The sequence below is a fragment of the Mycobacterium sp. genome, from assembly GCF_032159775.1.
Lineage (GTDB): Bacteria > Actinomycetota > Actinomycetes > Mycobacteriales > Mycobacteriaceae > Mycobacterium.
This window is the reverse complement of sequence record NZ_JAVHWK010000137.1, coordinates 39,808-59,400: the sequence shown is the minus strand read 5'-3', so window position 1 is coordinate 59,400 and position 19,593 is coordinate 39,808. Positions and strand designations below refer to the sequence as shown.

Annotated in this window: 22 protein-coding genes; 9 read left to right on the top strand and 13 right to left on the bottom strand. The window is 65.5% G+C overall.

Annotated elements, in window-relative coordinates; translation table 11 throughout:
- The gene (locus tag QOJ24_RS18160) at window positions 1–1,926 is read right to left on the bottom strand and encodes a flavin-containing monooxygenase (RefSeq protein WP_526263671.1); all 1,926 of its coding nucleotides are present in this window, start codon (window positions 1,924–1,926) and stop codon (window positions 1–3) included.
- A 74-nt stretch (window positions 1,927–2,000) separates the two neighbouring features.
- Here QOJ24_RS18160 and QOJ24_RS18155 point away from each other — a divergent pair, with 74 nt between their 5' ends.
- A complete protein-coding gene (locus QOJ24_RS18155; protein ID WP_526263669.1) occupies window positions 2,001–2,438 on the top strand; it encodes a hypothetical protein in 438 nt (145 codons plus the stop codon).
- A gap of 9 nt (window positions 2,439–2,447) precedes the next feature.
- Complete coding sequence (locus QOJ24_RS18150; protein ID WP_526263668.1) at window positions 2,448–3,728, top strand: cytochrome P450; 1,281 nt, start codon at window positions 2,448–2,450, stop codon at window positions 3,726–3,728.
- Here the strand turns inward: QOJ24_RS18150 and QOJ24_RS18145 are convergent.
- From QOJ24_RS18145 to QOJ24_RS18130, 4 genes are all read right to left on the bottom strand, one after another.
- Window positions 3,725–4,408 (bottom strand): HAD family hydrolase, encoded by a 684-nt coding sequence (locus tag QOJ24_RS18145; RefSeq protein ID WP_526263666.1) that lies wholly within the window; start codon window positions 4,406–4,408, stop codon window positions 3,725–3,727. The genes QOJ24_RS18150 and QOJ24_RS18145 overlap by 4 nt on opposite strands.
- Window positions 4,409–4,446: 38 nt before the next feature.
- Window positions 4,447–4,830 carry a cupredoxin domain-containing protein gene (locus QOJ24_RS18140; RefSeq protein WP_526263664.1) on the bottom strand — a complete coding sequence of 128 codons (384 nt, stop codon included), beginning with the start codon at window positions 4,828–4,830 and terminating at the stop codon, window positions 4,447–4,449.
- A 78-nt stretch (window positions 4,831–4,908) separates the two neighbouring features.
- Window positions 4,909–5,604, bottom strand: coding sequence for a YoaK family protein (locus tag QOJ24_RS18135; protein ID WP_526263662.1), 696 nt, complete (start codon window positions 5,602–5,604; stop codon window positions 4,909–4,911).
- 122 nt (window positions 5,605–5,726) lie between these two features.
- Window positions 5,727–6,659 carry a dienelactone hydrolase family protein gene (locus QOJ24_RS18130; protein WP_526263660.1) on the bottom strand — a complete coding sequence of 311 codons (933 nt, stop codon included), beginning with the start codon at window positions 6,657–6,659 and terminating at the stop codon, window positions 5,727–5,729.
- A gap of 69 nt (window positions 6,660–6,728) precedes the next feature.
- Between QOJ24_RS18130 and QOJ24_RS18125 the strand changes: the two genes are divergently transcribed.
- Entirely contained in the window at window positions 6,729–7,649 is a 921-nt protein-coding gene (locus tag QOJ24_RS18125; RefSeq protein ID WP_526263658.1) for an SDR family oxidoreductase, read from the top strand.
- A 48-nt stretch (window positions 7,650–7,697) separates the two neighbouring features.
- Complete coding sequence (locus QOJ24_RS18120; RefSeq protein ID WP_526263806.1) at window positions 7,698–8,111, top strand: limonene-1,2-epoxide hydrolase family protein; 414 nt, start codon at window positions 7,698–7,700, stop codon at window positions 8,109–8,111.
- An 11-nt stretch (window positions 8,112–8,122) separates the two neighbouring features.
- Here QOJ24_RS18120 and QOJ24_RS18115 read toward each other — a convergent pair whose 3' ends face one another.
- The 4 genes from QOJ24_RS18115 to bfr all read right to left on the bottom strand — a co-directional run bounded on the left by QOJ24_RS18115 (window position 8,123) and on the right by bfr (window position 12,743).
- On the bottom strand, window positions 8,123–9,493 hold the full coding sequence (locus QOJ24_RS18115) for a type I glutamate--ammonia ligase (protein ID WP_526263656.1): 1,371 nt from the start codon (window positions 9,491–9,493) through the stop codon (window positions 8,123–8,125).
- A gap of 20 nt (window positions 9,494–9,513) precedes the next feature.
- Window positions 9,514–9,996, bottom strand: a complete 483-nt coding sequence (locus tag QOJ24_RS18110; protein ID WP_526263654.1) for a carboxymuconolactone decarboxylase family protein — start codon at window positions 9,994–9,996, stop codon at window positions 9,514–9,516.
- Window positions 9,997–10,066: 70 nt separating this feature from the next.
- Window positions 10,067–12,130, bottom strand: a complete 2,064-nt coding sequence (locus QOJ24_RS18105; protein WP_526263652.1) for an MDR family MFS transporter — start codon at window positions 12,128–12,130, stop codon at window positions 10,067–10,069.
- Window positions 12,131–12,251: 121 nt separating this feature from the next.
- The gene (gene bfr / locus QOJ24_RS18100) at window positions 12,252–12,743 is read right to left on the bottom strand and encodes a bacterioferritin (RefSeq protein WP_526263650.1); all 492 of its coding nucleotides are present in this window, start codon (window positions 12,741–12,743) and stop codon (window positions 12,252–12,254) included.
- A gap of 271 nt (window positions 12,744–13,014) precedes the next feature.
- Between bfr and QOJ24_RS18095 the strand changes: the two genes are divergently transcribed.
- Window positions 13,015–13,647: a fatty-acid--CoA ligase gene (locus QOJ24_RS18095; protein ID WP_526263804.1), complete on the top strand. Its 633-nt coding sequence runs from the start codon at window positions 13,015–13,017 to the stop codon at window positions 13,645–13,647.
- An 11-nt stretch (window positions 13,648–13,658) separates the two neighbouring features.
- Entirely contained in the window at window positions 13,659–13,853 is a 195-nt protein-coding gene (locus QOJ24_RS18090; RefSeq protein WP_526263648.1) for a (2Fe-2S)-binding protein, read from the top strand.
- On the opposite strand, the gene QOJ24_RS18085 is transcribed toward QOJ24_RS18090, so the two are convergent.
- The 3 genes from QOJ24_RS18085 to QOJ24_RS18075 are packed head-to-tail and all read right to left on the bottom strand — an operon-like array spanning window position 13,850 to window position 15,796.
- A complete protein-coding gene (locus tag QOJ24_RS18085) occupies window positions 13,850–14,617 on the bottom strand; it encodes an enoyl-CoA hydratase/isomerase family protein (RefSeq protein WP_526263646.1) in 768 nt (255 codons plus the stop codon). The two genes, QOJ24_RS18090 and QOJ24_RS18085, sit on opposite strands and share 4 nt — an antisense overlap.
- Window positions 14,618–14,633: 16 nt before the next feature.
- A complete protein-coding gene (locus QOJ24_RS18080) occupies window positions 14,634–15,077 on the bottom strand; it encodes a TIGR03618 family F420-dependent PPOX class oxidoreductase (protein WP_526263644.1) in 444 nt (147 codons plus the stop codon).
- Window positions 15,074–15,796, bottom strand: a complete 723-nt coding sequence (locus tag QOJ24_RS18075; protein ID WP_526263642.1) for an EthD domain-containing protein — start codon at window positions 15,794–15,796, stop codon at window positions 15,074–15,076. Before QOJ24_RS18075 ends, QOJ24_RS18080 begins: the two co-directional genes overlap by 4 nt.
- Window positions 15,797–15,871: 75 nt before the next feature.
- On the opposite strand from QOJ24_RS18075, the gene QOJ24_RS18070 reads away from it, so the two are divergent.
- Complete coding sequence (locus QOJ24_RS18070; protein WP_526263640.1) at window positions 15,872–17,833, top strand: FUSC family protein; 1,962 nt, start codon at window positions 15,872–15,874, stop codon at window positions 17,831–17,833.
- Between the two features lie 9 nt (window positions 17,834–17,842).
- Here QOJ24_RS18070 and QOJ24_RS18065 read toward each other — a convergent pair whose 3' ends face one another.
- Complete coding sequence (locus QOJ24_RS18065; protein WP_526263638.1) at window positions 17,843–18,475, bottom strand: PaaI family thioesterase; 633 nt, start codon at window positions 18,473–18,475, stop codon at window positions 17,843–17,845.
- Between the two features lie 76 nt (window positions 18,476–18,551).
- Here QOJ24_RS18065 and QOJ24_RS18060 point away from each other — a divergent pair, with 76 nt between their 5' ends.
- Both QOJ24_RS18060 and QOJ24_RS18055 read left to right on the top strand, forming a co-directional pair.
- A complete protein-coding gene (locus QOJ24_RS18060) occupies window positions 18,552–18,899 on the top strand; it encodes a DoxX family protein (RefSeq protein WP_526263636.1) in 348 nt (115 codons plus the stop codon).
- Between the two features lie 90 nt (window positions 18,900–18,989).
- Window positions 18,990–19,562: a TetR/AcrR family transcriptional regulator gene (locus tag QOJ24_RS18055; protein WP_526263634.1), complete on the top strand. Its 573-nt coding sequence runs from the start codon at window positions 18,990–18,992 to the stop codon at window positions 19,560–19,562.
- The last annotated feature ends 31 nt before the right edge of the window (window positions 19,563–19,593 follow it).

Below are 19,593 nucleotides of genomic sequence, written 5' to 3'. Positions count from 1 at the left end.
TTAACCGAAGACGAAGTCGTCGGGATCCGGTGTGCGTGTCCACGCCCAATAGTCGACGAGGCGCCACGGGCTCAGTGTGTGCACTTCGCCAAGGCTGTTCTTGAAGTAGGAGTGCTTGATCGTCGGCTGTGACCACACCATCGTGCGCATCTCGGCCTGGCTGCGCTCGTGCCAGTCCGTCGTCTTCTCGATAGTTGGCTCCATCGTCGCGTGTCCGCCTGCGATGAGCAGTTCCAAACACTGTGTGATGTAGCGCATTTGGCATTCGGAGTGGAAGATCAGGCTGCCGCCGCTTGCCAACCAGGTGCCGGGACCGTTCATGCAGAAGAAGTTCGGGTAGTCCGGGATCGTGATGCCCAGATATGCCGACGGCCGCTCACCCCAGCGCTCGCTGAGGACTTCGGCGTCCCGGCCGCGAATGGTCATCGGCCACAACAGCTTGGTGTGCTCGAATCCGGTGGCGTACACGATGACGTCGGCCGGATAGCGGGTGCCGTCCTCGGTGACCACTGCGTCCGGTTCGATGTGGTCGATCCCGGTCCGGACGAGTTCGACGTTGTCGCGCGTGAGCGTCTTCAGCCAGCTGCCGTTGTCCTGCAGCGTACGTTTGCCGGTCGCCGGATAGTCCGGCACCACCTTCGCCTGTAGGACCGGATCATCGCCGACCTGACTGATGATCCAGTCGGTGAACATGATCCGGGTGACCTCGCTGATCTCGTTGATTGCCTTCTGCTGGTCCGGATACTCCGGGTCGACGCGCGCCACATCGAGTCCTTTGTCGCACCACGGCCAGAACAGCAGAAAGCGGTACCACCGGCCGTAAAACGGCAGATGCCTCAACGCCCACTGCACACCGGGACCGACTTCGTCGTGGTAACTCGGATTGGAAAACATCCACTGCGCGGTGCGCTGAAACACGGTGAGGCCGGCCACATCCGGCGCGATTGTCGGTGCGATCTGAAAACCGCTGGCCCCTGCGCCGATCATGGCGACCCGCATGCCGCCGAGGTCGACGGAGTGATCCCACGCGCTGGAGTGGAATGCCGGTCCGGTGAAGTCGCGCTGCCCCTCGATCGTCGGGGTGTGCGCCCGGTCGAGCTGCCCCACCGCGGTGATGACGGCGCGCGCCGACAGTTCGGTCGTGGTCCCGTTTCGGTCGCGGGTGCAGACGGTCCAGGTCGCGCTGTCGTCGTCCCACCACGCCTCGGTGACCTCGGTTTCCCACCGCACATGGCGGCGGATGTCGTGCTTGTCCATCACCCGCTCGAAATAGGCCTGCAGCTCTGGCTGCTCGGCGAAGAAGTGGGTCCACTGGTCGGTCGGCTCGAAGCTGTAACAGTAGAAGTGGTTCGGGACGTCAACCCGCGCGCCGGGGTAGGTGTTCTGGTACCACGTGCCCCCGACGCCGGCGTTTTTCTCGACGATCGTGAACGGGATGCCCGCCTCTTTCAGCCGGATTCCGGCCAGGAGCCCCGATTCACCGCAGCCGATGACCACGACGGGGAACTGCTCGCGCGCGGCTGTGTCCAGCGGCGGGCGTGCCCGCGCGTCTCCGCCGTCGAGCTCCATCTCCTCGAGGACCATCGGTACGTATTCCTGGGGTACCGGCTCGCAGACCAGCCACGCCATCATCTCGTGCAGCATTTCGGCGCCGATCGGCTCGGGCTCCGGGCAGCCGCGGTCGCGGTAGTCGGCGATGACCTCGAGCGCAATCTTGCGGGCGGCGGCCTTGTCCTCCTCGGACATGAAGCCCTGAACCTCGTTGAGAAACAATCCGGCCGGTTTGAGGGCGCCACGGATCAACTCTGGATCGCCCGACATATGCACCAGTGACAACATCAGGGTCGGAATGCTGACGTCTTCAAGCGCCTTGGCGATCTGCTCGTCAGAGGTTGTAAACGCTTGTCCGGCATGTGGGTTGCGCACGACTGAAGTGCTACCACGCCGACCTGGGCAAGCGCAGCCGATTGCCGTCGGGCCAAGCCGGGTATCTGGTATCGGTGACCAACTCATCAAAGCCTCGTGGCAGCCTCGACCGTCGGCCCGACGGGGTCAGCGACGAGACGGTCGAGGCGGTGGGTTCGCTGTCCGAGGCGTTGGAATACGTCGAGCGCGCCAGGGGGCATCTGTATGAGTTTCATCAGCTCATGGGGCATGCCGACCTGCTCCTTGGCGAGGCGTCTGACAAGCTACGCGCTGCCGGGCACCGGGCCGTCGCCGACCGGCTGGAATCCGACATGGTCGGCCGGAACGTACTCGACGGGCGCTGGACGTTTCAGATCATCGAGGAGTTCGACGACGGCTACTGGTCGGTCTTCCGCGAGCACGAGCGTCGGGTCAGGGATGAGCTGCAACAGGGGGCCAGGCACGTCTTCGAGGCCGAGATGAAGGAGAAGAGGCGGACCAAGGCCCGGCCGGGCCACGAAGCCCACCCGTAGACTCGCGGCGTGGGTATTGCGACCAGACGCAACGGCGCCACCCCCGCGGAGGTGCCGCTGTCCGACATCGACCTCAGTTCGTGGGATTTCTGGGGCCTCGATGACGATGTGCGTGACGGCACGTTCGCCACCCTGCGCCGAGACGCCCCGGTGTCGTTCCACGAGTCGTTCGTCGGCGACGAGTTCACCCCGACGGCGGGTCATTGGGCGGTGACCCGGTACGACGACGTCTTCTACGCCAGTAGGCACCCCGATCTCTTCAGCTCAGCAGGCGGGATCACCGTCGGTGACCAGACGCCCGAGCTGGCCGAGTACTTCGGATCGATGATCGCCATGGACGACCCTCGGCACACCAGGCTGCGCAACATCGTCCGCAGTGCGTTCACGCCGCGCGTGCTGGCGATGCTCGAGGAGTCCGTGCGCGACCGAGCCCGCCGTCTGGTGACCGCGATGCTGACCGACAATCCCGACGGCAGGGGCGAGATCGTCGCCGACCTGGCCGGTCCACTGCCCCTGCAGATCATCTGCGACCTGATGGGCATTCCCGAACAGGATCACGAGCGGATCTTCGGCTGGACCAACGTCATTCTGGGGTTCGGCGACCCCGACATCGCCACCGACTTCGACGAGTTCTTCCATGTCGCCGTCGACATCGGTGCCTACGCCACCGCGCTGGCCGAGGACCGAAGGCGGTCTCCCGCCGAGGACCTGACCACCAGCCTGGTGCAGGCCGAACTCGACGGCGAGCGGCTCACGTCCGCTGAGGTCGCCTCGTTCTTCATCCTGCTCGTCGTCGCGGGCAACGAGACCACTCGCAACGCGATCAGCCACGGTGTGCTGTCGTTGAGCCGGTACCCCGAACAACGCGACACCTGGTGGAACGACTACGACGAGGTGGCGCCAACGGCGGTCGAGGAAATCGTCCGCTGGGCCTCGCCGGTGGCCTACATGCGCCGGACCACGACGCAGGACGTTGAGTTGGGTGGCGTGAAAATGGCTGCGGGAGACAAGGTCACGCTGTGGTACGGATCGGCCAATCGGGATGAGTCCAAGTTCGCCGACCCCTGGGCGTTCGACGTGCGCCGCCACCCGAATCCGCATGTGGGATTCGGCGGCGGAGGAGCGCATTTCTGCCTGGGCGCCAACCTGGCCCGCCGCGAGATCACCGTCGCGTTCGAGGAACTGCACCGGCGATTGCCAGACATCACCGCGACGGAGGAGCCGGACCGACTGCACTCCGCGTTCATTCACGGCATCAAACGGTTGCCCGTCGCCTGGACGCCGCGCTAGCTGACCGACTGCGCACCGAGCGCAGCGATCGGCGAGCTGTCGATGTGCTCGCACAGGTCACGCGGATTGTCGAAAACGGCTTGAGCGCCGGCCTTTTCGAGTTCACCTCGTGATACTCCCCCGCTGAGGAGTCCGATGGCGGGCACGCCGAGGCGACCGCACGCGATGATGTCCCACACCGCGTCCCCGACATAGACCGCGCGGTCGGCATCGACCCCCGCCCTCTGCATGGCGATGTCGACGATGGCCGGGTCGGGTTTGGCGGTTTCGACATCCTTTGATGACGTCGCGGCAGAGATCAGGTCGTCGCAGTCGAGCACACTTCGTGACATCGACAACTCCTCCTCGCTCGCTGAGCTGGCGAGCACGACCTGCAAGCCGAGTGAGGACACCCGTTCCAGGAGTGCACGCGCGCCGGGAAGTGCGCGCAGCAGCGGCGCAGCCTCCTTGAGATATCGGGTGTGCAACTCGTCGGCCTTCTGCTGGGCGTCCTCGTCGGCGTCGCCGGCCAGCGATTGGATCAGCCGGTCCCCGTCCATCCCGATCGATCGATGAATCCGCCACGACTCGACCGCGACGCCCGCCTCCTCGAAGGCCCGCGTCCAGGCGTAGACGTGCAGATAGTTCGAATCCACGAGGGTGCCGTCGACATCGAACAACACGGCGGGTGCATCAACCATCGCCCGGGTATGCCCGCGGCCGGATGGAGGTAAACCCGCTACTTGACGATCAGCGTGCCCTTCATGTTCGGGTGATAGCTGCAATGAAACGGGTACTCGCCCGGCTGGCTCGGCGCCGTCATTGTCGCCTCCTCGTTACCCTCGACATCCTGGTCAAAGGCGCCCGCAGTGTCCGATGTGACGGAATGCTCCATGGTGTCCTTGTTCGCGACGTTTATCTTCGAGCCGGGTGCAACGGTGAGCGGCTGCCCGAAGGCCATCTTCGCAATGGTTATCGTCGGGCCGCTCGCGACCTCGGTCGGACTCTTTTCACTCGATGAATCACTTGCGGTGGCCGCGGTCTCGCTGCTGTTCGATCCGCAGGCCGTCGCGAGCGCGGCAGCGAGAGCGACTGCCGCCAGGAACATGCCGAACTTCTTCATCGTGACCCCTTCACTTTTCGACCCCGTGCTGACGACACGATCGGCCGGTCGAATTAGTTCAGGCCAAACGGATCTTGCTCACCGCATCCACTCGCGCTCGTCGATGATGAACAGGCAGAGTGTGACTGCCAGGAAGCCCGCAGGCAGCCAGATCGCGTGCACGCTCCAGGCATCGGTGGCCAGTGCGCCCGCCAGCGCACCGCTGGCGAACGCGAGGATCAATATGCCGTAGACGGCGGTGGGGCGACGAGCTTCTGCCCGCTTCTCCACCGCGCCGTCGTACACCGACTCCATGAACCGCATCAGGTTGCCGGTAGTGGCGACGGGTAGGTATGCGAGATCGCCGATGTTACGAAAGAGGCCGATCTGCACCGCGGCGAGAAACGAGATCGGCACAGTGACGAATGTGTGGTCCACCGACGCGGGCACGAAACCGATGATGGCGAGCACGACCGCCTGAACGCCGATGGTCCAGCGCAACGAGTACGGCAGCATCTGTTCCATGCGACCCGATTTGATGTGGGATGCCAGCAACATGCCTGCGATGAACGCCAGCAGCGGCCATACATGTGCCAGCGCCGATGAGAATTGCCGCTCCGATACATGGATCGCGGAGAAGATGACGTTGGCCGTCTGCACGTTGGCGAACACGTGACCGCGGGCGATATAGGTGTGCGCGTCCAGGAAGCCGTTCGTCAGGGTCAGCAGCACCGCGAACCACAGCGTCCTGGACCGCTCGGCGTCCACTGGGCCGCTGGTGGGGGCTTGCGCCATGGTGAGAACGTAGCGCCTCGACCAGGCGAGCGCCTATAGCGCGCCGAGCGCCTCAAATATCCCCGCGGCCACGTGAACTGCCCGGCACGTCGTTGGCGAATTGAACTACGCGCATGCTCGAACTAGACCAGGTAGCGGCCGAACCAGTCCTGGACGCGGCGCCAGGCGTCCTGCGCGGCCGTCGCGTTGTAGCGATCGGCGTTCGTATCGTTGAAGAAAGCATGGTTGGCGTCGGGCTCGGTGACCAGTTCGTGCACCAGTCCGGCCTTCTCCAACGCAGCTCTTGCGGTCGGCTCGGTCTTGTTCACGCGATCGTCGAGCGCGCCGTAGAAGCCGAGCACCGCGACATCCTTGGAGCCCGCGAAGTTCGGATTGTCGGGAGCCGGGCCGTAGAACGGCACTGCGGCCGCCAACTCGGGCGAACCTGCGGCGAGCAGACGCCAGACCAGTCCGCCGCCCATGCAGAAACCGACCGCCGCGACCTTCTTGCCGGGTACCCGCCGCTGTAGCTCACCGACACCGGACTTCAGATTCGCCACGAACTCCTCGTTACTGATGTTGCCCAGCGCCGCCGTCGCCTCGGCCGGGTCGGTGAACTTCGCGGTGCCGCCCTGCGGCGACAGCAGATCGATGGCCAGCGCGGAGTAGCCGATGCCTGCAAACCGGCCCGCCACCGAGCGGACCCAGTCGTTGAGGCCCTTGTTCTCATGGATGACGAGCACGCCGCCACGCGCATCCGGTGCCTCCACCCATGCACCCGCAAGCTCTCTTTGTGGACCTGCCCAGGCGACCGGCGCGGTGGGTAATGCCGTGTCGGATCCGGGCGCCTGTGGGCTCGCGGTCGCCGGCTGGCTGGCAGTGACCGCACCGGTCGACGTCGCAGGCGCTTCCGATGTCGGCTTCTTGTTCCCGCTGCACGCGGCAATCAGCGTTGTCGCCGCCGCAGTGCCCACCCCGAGCAGCGCCAGCCTGCGCAGAGCCTCACGCCTGGAGAGCAACCCGTCGACATGGTCGGTGGCGATTTCTTCTGCGATGTATCGCTGTAGCGGAGTCACATTCGCGAGTATTCACCGTCGATGCCGAACACGGCTAGACGCTTCTGGTTTCGCGTGATACTGATGCCGATGGACTGGACACCGGACGGAGAAGCCCTGCGCGGGCGGGTGGCCGTGGTGGCCGGGGCGACGCGGGGCGCTGGCCGAGGCATCGCCGTGGCGCTCGGCGAAGCAGGCGCAACCGTGGTGTGTACGGGGCGCAGCTCGACATTGGGCGGCAAGAAGTCCGACTACGACCGACCCGAAACCATCGAGGAGACCGCCGCGCTCGTCGATGAACTCGGTGGGCAGGGCGTCGCCATCCAGGTCGACCATCTCAACGCGGACGAGGTGCGAGGCCTGGCGCGCCGAGTACTCGGCGATTTCGGCGGCATCGACATCCTCGTCAACGACATCTGGGGTGCTGAGGTGCTCAAGGGACCGCCGCCGACGTGGAACAGGCCGATCTGGGAGCACGACCTCGACGACGGGCTGCGAATACTCCGGCTGGGTATCGACACTCACCTCATCACCTCGCACTGCCTGCACCCGCTGCTCGTTCAACGGTCCGGCGGGTTGCTCGTCGAGGTCACCGACGGCACCCGCGCATACAACGACGAGAACTTCCGGCTGTCGGTGTTCTACGACCTGGCCAAGACCGCGGTGAACCGGCTCGCATTCGCACACGGACACGAGTTAGCGCCGTACGGTGCCACCGCGGTCGCCGTGACGCCGGGCTGGTTGCGTTCGGAGATGATGCTCGACAACTGGGGCGTCGCCGAGGCCAACTGGCGCAGCGCGCTGGATCAAAACCGCGGCGGCGGACTGCCCACCGCGCCGCCGTCTTTCGCCGACTCGGAATCGCCGAGTTTCGTCGGCAGAGGCGTCGCCGCCATCGCCGCCGATGAAGACCGCGAACGGTGGAATCAGGGCTCGGTGACGTCGGCCAACCTGGCTCGCGAGTACGGCTTCACCGACATCGATGGACGACAACCCGATGGGTGGACGTAGGTTGACTGGGTGACTTCTGAAGCCGCCACCCGTGAAATCGTCCTCGGTATGTGGAAGGCGCTGTCCGACCGCGACTGGGAATCCGTCAAATCCTTCCTGTCCGACGACTGTCTGTACGTCGACATGCCGATGCCTGCTGTGTCGGCGCGCGGTCCCGAGAACATCGTCGCCCGACTGAAAATCGGCCTGGAGTTGTTGTCCTCGTACGTGAACCACGAGGGCCTGCTGCTGAGCAACGGTGTGGACGTGATGTACGAACACTCCGAGACCTGGGGCTGGCCCAGCGGGGAGACGGCTCGGCTGGCGTTCGTGTCGGTGCATCGGGTTCAGCACGGCAGGATCACCCTCTGGAAGGACTACTCCGACTTCAACACGTTGTTGTCGCAGGCGCCGCAGTCGTTCACCGACGGCTTCGCGTCCGCCGACACGTCGTGGGTGTTCGACGCGACCGACCTGGTTTGACAGGCGCCTTGCTACACGCTCCAGGCCAACCGGAACTTGTCGGCGAGCTCGTCGGGGCCGAGTTCTCCGTATGTTTCGTGCTCGTAGCGGCGCACCGCGACGATCGCGTCAACCGCCTGGTCGCCGAGGATGCCGCGAACCAGTGCTGAGCCGTCGAGCGCGTCGATGGTTTCGGCCTGATTCGTCGACATCAGCGTGGTGCCGGCAGCAGCACGCTGCTCGTCGGTGAGGGTGGACGGGTCGACGAGGGTTTCCGGCGGCAACTTCAGGTTGCGCTCGATGCCGTCGAGTGCGAGCCCAAGTATCGTTGCCGTCGCAAAGTAGGGGTTCGCCGACGGGTCGACGACCTTCACCTCCACGTTTGCGCCCAGCGGGTTGCTACTACCGCCGACGAGGAATCGCACTGCGGCCTCGCGGTTTTCGGTGCCCCAGCAGACGTATGCGCCGGACCAGTGTCCGGGCTGCATCCGCAAACCGGACAGGATGGAGCCGCACAGCACTCCCTGCGCTTCAACCAGACCCGCAACCACGCCCGCCACCGCCGACTCCCCCTCCGGTGTCATTCCCTGGGCGCCGGATCCGTCCGAGAACAGCGGTTGATCGTCCTTCTGTAGCGAGAAGTGTTGATGCGCACCAGAACCCACACTTCCGGCGAACGGCACCGGCGACAGGCTGACCCGTAGGCCGTGTCGCCTGGCGGCCCTGCCGACGATCATCCTGATCAGCATCAGCTGGTCTGCGGCGGCCACCGGTGACTGCGGAGTCAGCGAGATCTCGAACTGGTTCACCCCGTATTCGGGGTGGAACTGTTCCACGGACACACCCGAACTCGTCGCCGCATCGGTCACATCGCGAACGAAACCCTCGTATTCCAGCACCCCGGCAAGCCCGTACTGCGCCCACAGGTGGGCGGGCAGCCGACTGCCCTCGGGTCCGACGAGCAGGAACTCCATTTCGTGGCCGACCAGCGCGGTGTAGCCGGCGTCGACAAGCCTGCGTTCAATGCGCGCCAGCGCGCCACGGCTGCAGTAGGGATCGGGTTCGCCGTCCTGGTCGTAGAAAGCGCCTGGCGCCCAAGCTAATCCGTCTCCGAGAATGCGCAGGGCGGCTAGGTCGATGCGGATCCGCTGGTCCCCAACCACGCCGAGGTCGCCGCCGAGTGCGATACCGGTCTGGTCGATCGTGAACACGTGCCACACGGGGCTTGCGCCGAGCCCCGGATCGGCGAACGCGCCCATCTTCCGCAGCGGAATCGTCTTGGCGTGCATGAGCCCGGCAGAGCTCACCACCGTGCCGATGAGCGTGGCGACCCCGTCGGACTCGAGTTGAGCGATAGCTGCTGCAGCGAGTGGTTTGGCGGCCCGTGAATTCACCGGAGCCATTCTTCCTTCGATTCGGTGACCTACAAAGTGATCTTGCAGGTTTGGCCGATATCGAGCGTTCGTAACATGCGGCCCATGCCGAGCCACATCGCGCAGGACAGCGCCAGATCGGTCATCAACTCGTCGCTGAACTGCTCGCCGGCGCGGTCCCAGAAGTCCTCGTCGTCGCGAAGCGCGGTGTGGTCGCCGACGAAGCGTTCGGCGAACTCTGCTGCGATGCGTTCCTGAGGGCTGTACCCGGGCCACGTCCGCCACTCGGCCGCGTGGTTGTAGAGGTCCTCGTCGACGCCTTCGGCGATCCCCTCGGAGTCGCGGGTGTTCTGGCACACCACGCATTCGTTGTCGAGCGCAATGACCATCCGGGCCAACTCACGGACCCGCATCGGCAGCCGATTCTTCTTGTAGACCGCGTTGGTGAAGCCGACCATCCCCATCCCGATATCGGGTGACTTCACGACCCAGGCAGCGGCGTCATCGTCGGCGAAGTCTCCAATTCGGCTCATGGCCGGAATCGTACGCCGAGCCGGAAAAAAGTGAAACACGTTCTAGGAAGGCGTCGTAGCCGCAGCTAGATCACCTGGCGGCTGCAACCGGCACGGCCCCGTCGTCGTGCCAGTCACGCTGCACCAGGACCTGATGGGCGATCCGCTCGAGCGCGGCTTCGACCTCGTCTCGATCGGGTCTGCCCTCGAAGTTCGGCGATGTGGCGAGTTTGTCGACGATCCGGCTCACCAGAGCGGACGACGCGCAGTCGACCTGGCGGGCACCGGCTTGGGTCAGCCACAGCTGGTCACCGGTGCGCAGCGCATAACCCCGGTCCACCAGCCGGTCGAACGTGGACCCGATGACCTCGGTCGGTACCCGAAGGCGGTCGGCGATGTCGGTCAGCCGCGCAGAGCCGAATACCTGGCTCTGCCGGTAGATCTGAATCAGTGCCCACAGCAGGGCGATGTCGGATTCGCAGCCCGCCTGCCCGGCGATGGTGCGCAGCCGGATCTCCGGCGTGTTGCGCATCAGGCGGCCGATGGCCACCTCGAGGATCTTGTCGGGCGACTCGGTGCTGGGCATGCCGAAGCCCTCGCCGAGGTCGGTGGCCGACATGGCGTCCATCTCGCGAAGCGGTATCTCCTTGAGGAAGAGCGAGACGATCAAGCCGACGACCGCTACCGGGACGGCGCACAGAAACACCGTGCCGAGCGAGTCCGCGTAGGCGTTGACTATGGGTGCTGCCATTTCGGGCGACAGCGCGTGCAGTGCCTGCGGCGACTCCGCTGCGCGCGGCGGCGCTCCGCTTGCCGCCAGCGCAGGCCCTATTCGGCCTGCGAGAAAGTTGGCGAACAGGGACCCGAATATGGCTGCCCCGAAGGAACTTCCGATGGTGCGGAAGAAGGTCACCCCTGATGTGGCCACGCCCAGATCCGCGAAACTGGAGGTGTTCTGCACGACGAGCACGAGCACCTGCATGCACAGCCCGATGCCCGATCCGAGCACGAACAGGTAGGCCGACTGCTGCCAGGTCGGCGTGTCGGCATTCATTCCGGAGAGCAGAACGAAGCCCACTGCCATGGTCGCGGTGCCCGCGACGGGGAAGATCTTGTATCTGCCGGTGCGACCGACGATGTTGCCGCTGCCGATGGACGTGATGAGCATCCCCGCGACCATCGGCAGGGTGCGCAGGCCCGAGGTGGTCGCGGAGACGCCGTCGACGAACTGCATGAACGTCGGGAGGAAGGTCAGCGCCCCGAGCATCGCGAAACCGACGATGAAACCAAGGATGCAGCAGACGGTGAACACCGGGCTGGCGAACAGCCGGATGGGCAGAATCGGTTCGGCCGCACGGGTTTCCACCCAGACGAAGAAGGCGAGCGCCACAGCGGAAGCGACGAACAAGCCGATGATCATCGGGGAGCCCCACGCGTACTCGCCCCCGCCCCAGCTGGTGGCCAGGGTGAGTCCCGAGGCGCCGATGCCGACCAGCAGAATGCCGGCGTAGTCGATGACCGGCCGGGCGGCCTTGGCCAACGACGGAATGGCTGCGGCCCCGACCACAAGCACGACGGCGGCGACGGGAATGTTGATCCAGAACGCCCACCGCCAGGTGAGGTGGTCGGTGAAGAATCCGCCCAGCAGTGGCCCGATCACGGTGGTGACGCCGAACACCGCTCCGAGCGCGCCCTGGTAACGACCGCGTTCGCGCAGCGGGATGACCTCGCCGATGACGGCCATGGCTGTCACCATGATGGCGCCGCCGCCGATCCCCTGCAGGGCGCGGGAGGCGACGAGCATCGTCATCGACGCGCTCAGACCACACAGCACCGAGCCGGCGAGGAAGAACAACACGGACGTCTGAAAGACCACCTTGCGGCCGAAAACATCACCGAGTTTCCCGACGATCGCCGTGGCGATGGTGCTTGCGAGTAGATAACTGGTGACCACCCAGGACTGGTGGCCGGCCCCACCGAGATCGGCGACGACGGTGGGCAGCGCGGTGGCCACAATCGTTTGGTCGAGCGCGGCCAGCAGCATGCCGAGCAGCACCGCAACGAAGATGAGGTTGCGGCGGTGGAGGCTGATGCCGGCGCTGCTGGACTCGGGGTCCAAGACAGCGGCCGTCGATGTCGATGCCTGACTCGTCATTCCTGCCTTCCGTCCGAGACAACCGTTCCGCAGCCATATCGTTAGATAGGCTATAAAAGTTACGGCGACCGGCCGGACGCAGGGTTACACGCGATTGCGATGCGCAAACGCCCAGATGTGACTAACCGGCTGTGCTGCTAGGAGGTCTGGACACGCACTGAGCCAGGTAGAGCTCCTCGCCCAGCTTGTTCATCAGCTCGAGCTGGGTCTCGAGGTAGTCGATGTGGTTTTCTTCGTCGGCCAGGATCATCTCGAAGATGTTGGCGGACGTCGCGTCTTGCTTCTCACGGCACATGATGATGCCGGGCCTCAGCCTGCCCACCACTTCGTACTCGATCGCGAGATCGGCTTCGAATTGCTCGCGTACCGTCTGACCGACGCGCAAGGAAAAAAGCCGTTGATAATTCGGCAGACCATCGAGAAGCAGAATGCGATCGGTGATCTTTTCGGCGTGCCGCATTTCATCGAAAGACTCCGCACGCGTGTGAGAAGCCAATTCGGTGAATCCCCAATTCTCCTGCATTTTGGCATGCAGGAAATACTGGTTGATAGCCGTAAGTTCGCTCGTCAACTGCTCATTGAGCAATTTCAGAACGTCGGGGTCCCCTTGCATGCTGGCTCCTTGCGGCGGTCGCTTCGTCGTTCGGTGGGCTGTTTTTGACAGGCTCCAATCTAGTGCACGCAGAGACGCCACCGAGACAACTTGTGCAGTGTGTGGGGCGTGTTTGCGCCGTTGCGGCAACGAACTTCGATGTACGGGGTGAGGATGAACGCAGGTGCTTGGCCTGGCTAGGCTACGTCGGGCGGAGACTGGTGGACTGGCGGTCTAACTAAGGTTAGACTGGGCTAACATGATCGCCAGCGCAGCGGAGCGAAGGACGACGATGAGTGAGAGCAATCTGCACTCACTGATTCTCGCCTGCGACTTTCGTGTCGACGACGTCGACAGGATGTGGAGCTGGCTCAAAGGTCGTCGCGACAACCTGGCGTCAATCGGCGCGCATCACGTCGTTCTCTATACGTCGATTTGGGAACCGGGCCGAGTGCTGGTGACAATCGGAATTCGGCACGCCCGCTCGATTCGTGACGTGATCGGCTCCCCCGCGGTATTCGAGTGGTTCGATATCGCAGGCCTCGACGACATCCCGCCGATCTTCGGTGGCCAGGTGGTCGAGAAGATCGATCTCGACGCCCCCTCCTCGGAGCGACACGTCGGCCGGATAGTCGTCGGCGTCATGTCGTCGGTCGACGACGTGTCGGAGCTGATGGTCAAGGTGCACGCCGGCCTGGACCGGTTCCGGCGCGGCGGGGTACGCAAGATCTGGGTGTACCGCGCGCTCGACGACGGACAGGAAGTGATGATCCTGCAGGAGATTGACAACGAGATCAGCGCCAGGCAGTGGATCGATCACCCCGACGCCGCCGCGGAGTGGATGTCGAATGCCGGGCTCGGCGCCTATCCGACGCAGTTCGTCGGCCGGTTCGCCCATCTCATGAGCATCGACAGTCAGAACTGATGGGCCGATAGATGTTCGTCTGCCTTTGCACCGGAGCCACCAGCCACGTGGTGCACGACTGTGTCGCCAAAGGCGCATCGACATCGAAAGAGGTGGCGGCCGCGTGCGGGGCGGGGTCCGAATGCGGACGGTGCAAGCGCACAGTGCGGTCGATCATCGAGGCGCATTTCGCCACCAACGGCACCCGCTCGGCGGCGAGCCGCTAGCCGCCTCCCCTTTGCCGCTTGTCGGTGAACGCGGCGAGCGCGTCGGCGTTGGCGTCGGCGCCCATCAACTCGGCGAAATGGGCATTCTCCCGTTCGGTGGCGGCTTTGATGCCCGCTCGAAACGGCTCTGCGATCGTCTTCTTGACCGCCATCAGACTGGGAATCGGTCTGGCGGCGAGGATTTCGGCGTGCCGGTGCGCCTCGGGCAGAAGTTCGCCCGGCTCACACACCCGCCACACCAGCCCCATTTGCAGTGCCTCTTGCGCTGACACCCACTCCGAGGACATCAGCAGCCAGGCTGCGTTCTGTCTACCGATCAACCGGGGCAGAAGGTACGACGATGCGGCTTCCGGCGCGACGCCGAGACTGGTGAACGGACACTTCAACCGTGCGTCCGACGACATGAAGACCAGGTCGGCATAGCCGAGAAGGGTTGTGCCGATGCCGACAGCGAGTCCGTTGACCGCGCAGATGAACGGCTTCGGGAAGTTGGTCAGCTCGTCGATCAGCGACGTGAAGTGGCTGCCTTGGTCGGTGAGCGCCGGGTCGGTGATCCGCGCAGCCATCTCCTTGAGATCGTTTCCGGCGCTGAACGCCCTTCCGCTGCCGGTGAGCAACACCACCGCGACACCAGGATCGTCGGCGGCCTCCCGGATCGCGATCGCCGTCGCCTCGTAGAGCGCTTCGTTGAACGCGTTGAGCACATCCGGCCGGTCGAGGGTGAGAGTCCGAACTCTGTTGACGTCACTGATCAGGAGTGGCACGCGAGCAGCGTAAGCGTCAACCGTTGCTGTACACCCGGGTGGGTGTGACGAGCACCGCCGTGCGGCGTTGTTCGATCATCGTGGCGTCATAGGCGTCCCAATCGTCATGGGTGCCGCCTGCAGCCGTGAACACCTCGCGCAGCAGCAGCCGAAGCCGGTCCGCGTCGGTGAGCCAGGGCTGCGGATCGTCGGGGCCCGCCAGTTCGGCGTCGCCCTCGACGGTCGCCCACTGCCAACCGCTGCGAAATGTCGCCGCAAGCTGGGGCCGGGCGCGAAGGTTCGCGAGCTTCACCCGGCCGTAGGTGACGAATGCCAGTACCGGACTTCGGTTTTCGGGATGCGCCAGCACGCCCGCGTTGACCAGCGATGCCTGGATGGTGTTGTCGGCTCGCAGCGTCGAGACGACCGTCAGGCCGCTCTCGTCGCGGGCCAACGCCACCGCCTCGTCGAGTGTGGTCATCTGGTCACCTTCTGCCTTCCCCCGTCGAACGGGCTGCGGTACACGTAGCGGCTGGTGGGCACGGTGTCGACGTTCTCGTTGGCCCCGAAGGCGGCGGTGCTGGTGAGCATGCGCTCCATCCGGTCGCGCAGATCATCGTCGTCGGCCGCGCCGAAGAATGCGTGCAGATCGGAGATCGCCTCGACCGGGAAAAGCTCCTCGACGATTGCCGAAATATCGGGCGCGCCAGCCGTCAGTGCGCGCACCACCGCGTTCTGCGTGTAGCCGAATGTGGACTGGGTGTCGAGCGCCACCGGTGTGTGGTCGATGTGCCAGCGCGACAGCCATGTCGCCTCATCCAGGTCGTCGGGTCGGCGGAGAAGGGCCACATTGGCCAGCCCGGCCGTGCGCTGGCCTGCCACGGTCGGCGGTGGTCGCAGCGGAACGGATTCCGTCACCAGGTAGGCCGCGACATCAGCGCACTCCCGCTCCAGCAGCGCCCGGGCTGCCTGCACCTGATCGCCGTAGGACTGTTGGACCCACACGCTGACGAAAGCGACGACCGGGGGATCCATCGTGGTCAGCGTCATCAACGAATCGCGCACCTCGGCGTCGCGGACGTTGATTGCGAGGCCGGGCAGACCGATGTCGAGGAGGCCCGCGGCGACGTGCGCGCGCAGCCGGGCACACCAGGCGTCGTCAGCGTCTGCTCCGCGCAGAGTCATGATGACTTTCTCCACGACCCGAACCTAGCGCAACCATCTCTACGGGCCGGCTTGACGCGGATGCGGCCGTGGCGGGGTGAGAATGGTCGGGTGATCAAGGCTCTGGGGCTCCGGCTGCACCTGCCGGACAACGGTGCGGTCGCGCGAAGCCTGCTCGGCGTTCTGGTGCTCACGGCGGCCGCCCTGCTGTGGGGACCAGTCGGGGCGGCGACGTCGACGGCCGCCGCGGGCGCGATCGCGGGCGCTATCGCGTTGCAGGACAACCCGCTCGGCCGGATTCCGATCGTGCTCGCAGTGTCCGTCGAGCTGGGTATCGCTGTGCTGCTGGGAGGGCTGTTCGCCGGCTACAGCGTGGTGTTCGTCGTCGTGATCGCGCTGTGGTGCTTCTTCGCGGGCATGCAGTGGGCGGTTGGCGCGCCCGCCGGCCTCCTGGCAGGGGCGTCGGGTCTGCTGTTGGTCATCGGACACCCGCAGTCGCTTCTGCCTGCGCTCGCGTCCGCGCTTCTTGCCGTGGTCGCCGGTCTGACGCAGGCCGCGCTCATCGCGGCGTGGCCGCCACGGCGGTGGCGGCTGGAGCGCGAAGCCCTGACGAAGGTGTACCGGTCGCTGAGCACCGACGCGCGACAGCTGGCCGCCGAGCCAACGGCGGAGGTCGACTCGTCGCAGCTGCTGGCGTGCAAGGAAGCGTTCAGCACCGAGGAGGCGCAGTCGGGCCGCCGCACATCGGCATACCGGGACTGGCATGCGCTGCCCGACCAGATCGCCAAGACGTTGATGGCTTTTCGCGGTAAGGCCGCCGGGCAGGACGCGGTCCGCGACGTGTTGACCGCGGCGTCGGACATGCTCGCGGCGATCGCCGCGCAGAGCCGGACGGCGCGCCGAGACGCGGAACAGGCGCTGCGGGGCGTCGACGCAGCCGTCGCGGCGGTAGCCATCTCGGATGCCCCGGTGGCGCAGCGGTTGTCCCGGCAGCTTCACCGCGCGAACGCGCTGCGCTTCGGCAGACGCAGTCCCGCCGAATGGACGGGCGCGCTGAGATCGGCGCTCGACGTCGGGGTCGGACATGTCAACCTGAAGTCCCCGATATCGCGTCACGCCGTACGGCTGGCGGGCGCTGCCGCCTGCGGGACCGCCATCGCGCGCGTCACCGACGTGCCTGCGGGCTACTGGATTCCGCTGACAGTGCTGCTCGTCATGCGACCAGAGACTGCCCACACATACACCCGGTGTGTGGGCCGGGTGGCGGGCATCTGCGTCGGCGTGGTGATCGCATCCGCGGTAACGCTGCTGTGGGAACCGACCGGTCTGGCCGCAGCGATTCTCGCCGTGCTGTTCCTCGGCATCACATATGCGGTGTCGATCCTGGGGTACATGGCGGTGACGGCGGCCTTCGGCGCAACAATCGTGTTGCTCCTCGACATCACCGATGCGTCATCGTCGGTCAGCGACCTGCTGCTGGCGACCGTGATCGGTGGCGCCCTCACGGTGCTGTTCCATGTCGTGGTTCCCGATGACGCACTGATCCGGCTGCGTCAGCGCGCCGGCGAGCTGCTGAAGACCGAGATCGACTATGCGGCAACCGTTATCAAGGCCTTCGTGCACGACCTCGACCACCCGTCGGATGCGCTCGCCGCCGCGTGGCAACGGGCGTTCCGGGCCCGGGCGGCGTTCGAAGCCGCCGCAGGAGCGACCCGGGTCGAATCGCGCGAGCTGCGGCGTTGGCTGAGGTCGTTTCGCGCGGGGGTGAATGCCGTCACCACCTCGTGCACCACGCTGGAACAAAGCCTGCCGCCGCATCCGTCCACCGCCTTGAGCCGGGAGTTCGTGCTGGCAGTGGACGACTACGTCGAAGCGCTGCGCGGCGATCCGCCGACCCCCGCCACCCCGTGGAGCATTGACACACTGCCGTTGGTCACCGCCGATGCGCAATTGCGCGACGCCGCAACACATGTCGACGACGGCGCCACACGTGTTCTCGTCGCCGAAATAACCACGATCACCCGCAGCCTCGTGGGTATTGCGGCCGATAGCCACGACGTCGCGACGCCCTGATCGGGCGCTCTAGTTCTGGTCGCGCGCCCACTTGGGCGTGATGAAGACGCCCTCGGCCTCGACGGTGATGCCGTCCTTATCGGCGAGATGGCCGACAACGTAGGTCTTGACGCCTTCCGTGCGATCGACGTGAGCCTGCGCGTGCAGCCGGCCCAGTTGCGTGGTGCGCAGGTACCGGAGGGTGATGGTGCCGGTGAAGCGTGGAATCACCCCGTCGCTCGCCGCCTCACCGAGAACGTGATCGAGCACCAGTGCCGACATCCCTCCGTGCACGAAACCCGGGGGGCCCTCGTACGGCGCTCCCATGACGAAGTCGGTGAACGCCGCTCCTGACGCGTCGCGCTCGATGACCAGCGGAGGCGCGATCGGATTACGGATGCCGACGACGGGATTGCCCCACGCCATCCGGTCGCCTGCGGTGGTGTACCGCACCCCGAACGCCCCGTCGATCTGGCGTGCCCGCAACCGGGCGGTCAGCGCGTCGATCTCAGCCTTGACCGCCGCCACCTCGTCGGCGTCGACCTCCGTGCGAATCGTCGCGTCGACCAAGTCCCTGACCGATTCGGCGAGCGGCTGGTAGACGTCTCGGATTCGGTCGACTTCATCGGAACTCAGATCCCCGATGTGGGTGAACTCCAGCACTCGAAAACTAGAACATGTTTCTAGTCTGAAGTCGAATCCCGCTCCTCACGTACGCATCCGGACGTACTCTGCGTTGGTGAACACCGTCACCGTCGTCTTGACGCTGTTGCTCGCAGCGCTGTTCACCTTCTCTTCGAGCATCAAGCTGATCGGCGTCCCGAAGTCGCTCGCGATCCGCGATCACCTCGGCGTCTCACCGGTCCAATGGCGTGTCATCGGCGCGCTCGAACTCGCGGGCGTGGCGGGAGTGCTGACCGGGTTGCTGTGGTCCCCGATCGGTATCGCGGCCGCGATCGGGCTCGCGCTGTTGTCGATCGGTGCGATCGCCTTTCACCTCCGCGCGTCCGATCGTGTGGCGGAGATCATTCCTGCCGTGATCGGCGTCGCACTGGGCGCTGCGACTGCCGTACTGCACACGATCTGACGTCGCGCGCATCACACCTGTTCGAACAGGTGTCTTAGATTACCTAAGTTTTCGTAGTCAGTTGTCCACGAAGTGGATTAGCCTGCAAACATGGCAGCACGCACCAACAGCGTCGATCCCCGCGCCGAAAGAGTCCGCGGCAGACTTCGCGACGCCGCCTTCGCGCTGGCGCACGATGGCGCCGTCGACCATTTGACCGTCGGCGACATCGTCGACCGCGCCGAGGTCAGCCGACAGGTGTTCTACCGGCACTTCCGCGACCGCGACGACGCCATCGCATACGCATTCACCATCGCGTTCGCCTCGGCCACCGCGGACATCGCCGGCGATCCCCGCGCCCGCATCACCGCACTGTTCGATTTCGCGGCCGAACACCGGGCGATGTACCGCAACGTCGTGCCGAGCGCGGTCACCCTGCGCGTCCTCGCCGCCTTCCGTGCCGAGCTCACACCGGCATGCGAACAGATCGCCGCCGACGCCGCCGTCGGCGACATCGCCGGCCTGACCACGGAATCGGTGAGCCGGTTCCTCGTCGGCGGGTTCATCGAGGTGCTGCGCTCCTGGATGGAGGACGGTGACGCCACCGACCTGCGCGGCCGGGTGACCGCCGCACTCGACACCGTCGGCGCGCTGCTCGGCACGGCCACCGCCACCCCCGTCTGAACCTAAACCAACTCCGCACGAAGGGATTTCA